The sequence below is a fragment of the Nostoc sp. CHAB 5836 genome (assembly GCF_020829445.1).
Taxonomy (GTDB): Bacteria; Cyanobacteriota; Cyanobacteriia; order Cyanobacteriales; family Nostocaceae; genus Nostoc.
In genome coordinates, this window is sequence record NZ_JAIVFV010000356.1 from 1 (window position 1) to 2,755 (window position 2,755).

General features: G+C 41.5%; 2 protein-coding genes and 1 pseudogene. 1 reads left to right on the forward strand and 2 read right to left on the reverse strand.

Annotation, left to right across the window (positions count from 1 at the left end; translation table 11 throughout):
- Positions 1–172 precede the first annotated feature (172 nt).
- Positions 173–355 (forward strand): annotated as a pseudogene (locus LC605_RS32320) (Uma2 family endonuclease); the annotation flags it as partial.
- Positions 356–885: 530 nt separating this feature from the next.
- Here the strand turns inward: LC605_RS32320 and LC605_RS32325 are convergent.
- Positions 886–1,896 carry a DUF4097 domain-containing protein gene (locus tag LC605_RS32325; protein WP_229551448.1) on the reverse strand — a complete coding sequence of 337 codons (1,011 nt, stop codon included), beginning with the start codon at positions 1,894–1,896 and terminating at the stop codon, positions 886–888.
- 675 nt (positions 1,897–2,571) lie between these two features.
- A partial coding sequence (locus tag LC605_RS32330) for a hypothetical protein (protein WP_229551449.1) occupies positions 2,572–2,755 on the reverse strand: 184 nt, incomplete at its 5' end.

The window sequence follows — 2,755 nt, forward strand, 5'->3', positions numbered from 1 at the left end:
GAAAAAATCTAAATATTTGTAGGGTGTGTTAGGCGTAAGCCGTAACGCACCAAAAGCTTGAGATGGTGGGTGCGTTACGCTTCGCTAACACAACGCCAGTTCGCTCAAGTCGGGAAACCCGCCCAAACGACTGGCTCCCCTACGTATATTTCAAAAATCAAATACTAGTACTATAGTTACATTCGATGAATTCGTTGCCAAATATCCTGACAACACAGGAAAACATTATGAATTGCATGATGGAGTAATAGTCGAAATGCCGCAACCCACAGGCGATCATGAAGAGGTAGTTGGATTTTTAGCCTTTGAAATTACTAGAGAATGTATTCGTTTAAATCTTCCTTACTTCATACCCATAGCAAAAAGTTTTATACCAATTTAATGTGAAGTTGCACATATCTTGATCCCCCTAAATCCCCCTTATAAAGGGGGACTTTAATTCTGGTTCCCCCCTTTATAAGGGGGATTCGGGGGGATCAATAGGTGCTGAAAATCACAGTTAACTACTTTTCAAAGAACCTCTTAGCTCGACTTTATCCATTTTTGTCGCAACGTCATTCCTATCGCTGAAACCTTTGTGCGATGGTAGTTTTACTTTTTTAACTTCATCGATAATCTGTGACGTGGAAAAAGTATTTACCAAAAAGCCAGGGTTTTTGCTACACAAAGAAAACCGATGTTCATCATTTTGGATAAAGTCAAGCTAAACTACGATTTTTTTGCATCTTTGCGACGGACACTTTCCTCAAGTCGAGAAACCCCCAGACTTCGCAGACTCGCTATCGCCCTACAGATCTTCGGGCATCTTGTCTTGGGAGAAAACCGCGCTACCTCACCACCTCAGTGTCTTTCTCTTTGTGTGAGGCTAATGCATACTTGAAGTTATCAATGCCGATTTTCCAATTGTTCGAGGCGTTTCTGCTGCTCACGAATGGTGTTGTCCTGATGTATGAGATGGAGGGTTAACTCTTCCACTTTTTGCAACAGGTTCATCGCAAATCCAGCGAGATTGACGCCAGTATTCTTCATATCTTCGCCTGATTGGATTCCAGGAAGATGACCATTCTTACGGATGAATGTGTGCATATCATTGAGAGTTGGCAGCTCATAATTGGCTGCGAAAACGAAGTCGGCTGTTTTGAGTGAAGCACCTCCGACAAGGATGTCACCTGTCCCACCATCAATGTGAACGATGACTTTACCAGCACTGTTCAGAAGACGGATGTCCCCATTGTGGCCTTCGCCACCCAAGGTGATATTGCCGTTACCACCATCAATGTGAACACTCTGTTTACCTGCTTTATCGAGCAGAGTGGCATCACCTTCAGAACCATTGCCACCCAAGGTGATATTGCCGTTACCACCATCAATGTGAACAGTCTGTTTACCTGCTCTATTCAACAGAGTGGCATCACCTTCAGAATCATTGCCACCCAAGGTAATATTGCCGCTACCACCATCAATGTGAACAGTCTGTTTACCTGCTCTATTCAACAGAGTGGCATCACCTTCAGAATCATTGCCACCCAAGGTGATATTGCCGTTACCACCATCAATGTGAACAGTCTGTTTACCTGTTCTATTCAACAGAGTGGCATCACCTTCAGAATCATTGCCACCCAAGGTGATATTGCCGCTACCACCATCAATGTGAACAGTCTCTTTACCTGTTCTATTCATCAGAGTGACATCACCTTCAGAATCATTGCCACCCAAGGTGATATTGCCGTTACCACCATCGATGTGAACAGTCTCTTTACCTGTTTTATTCAGCAGGACGACGTCACCCTCAGTGCCATTGCCACCCGCGACTACATTGCCCTTTTCACCAACCAAATCTATGGTTACACTGCCTGCTGTATTCTTTAAAAGAACTTGACTGAAGTCTTGCGCCATTTTGTCTAATGCCTCTATGAAAAACGAACCTACATTTTTCTTCTTGCGAAGAAAACTTTTCTATCAAGAATGAAATTGAGAAAGTAGTTTTTTACTTAAATCAACATTTTTGATATCCGAACAAATATGTCATATTTTTAGTAAAAAGACAAGGATAATTAAGATGGTTAAAATAATTCGTAATTATTAACTAAATTTTGTAACGTATTTTGCTACAAAGTTGAGGCGGTCGAGTATATTTTTCTTTTTTAGTAGATATTTTACATAGCGATGACAGTCTTAGAAAAGAGCGATTTCCGTTGCAAAGGAAATTTGTTGTCGCAGGTTCTTCAATAAATCTAGAGTTTTTTGGTAACCAACTCTCTTTCCTTGGTTTTCAAAGTACTTAGATAACCAATTCGCAATACTTCGGCTACGCAGTTCGACTGCGCTACTTCGACTACGCTCAGTACAAGTTCGCTTTTTCGCAATACCTCGACTTCGCTCGGCACAAGTTCACAATTACGTTTTGTGACGGGGATTTAGATTTAGGCGTTCAATTCGCGCTGTCTGTAGAGACAGGGGACTTAAACCCCTAAAGCTCGTTAAAGTACGCTTGATAATCGTTAGCATTGAAACCAATTGCTAGATTAAAGTCGAGCATAGCTGCTTGGGTATCTTGCAAGACAAAATGCGCTAAACCTCGGTCATTGTAGATATCTGCAAGGAGTAAGAGGGTATTTGTAAAGTAAATCTTAGCTCGACTTTATCCAAAATTAAGAACTTGGCTCTCTTGATATGACCAAAGCCTAGCTTTTTGGCAAAAACTTTTTCCATGTCACTGATTATCGGTGAAATCGAAAAAGTAGAACTACCGTAG

Excerpts from the sequence above, each read along its gene's own strand:
- LC605_RS32325 (WP_229551448.1), bottom strand. The coding sequence starts at position 1,896 with ATGGCGCAAGACTTCAGTCAAGTTCTTTTAAAGAATACAGCAGGCAGT.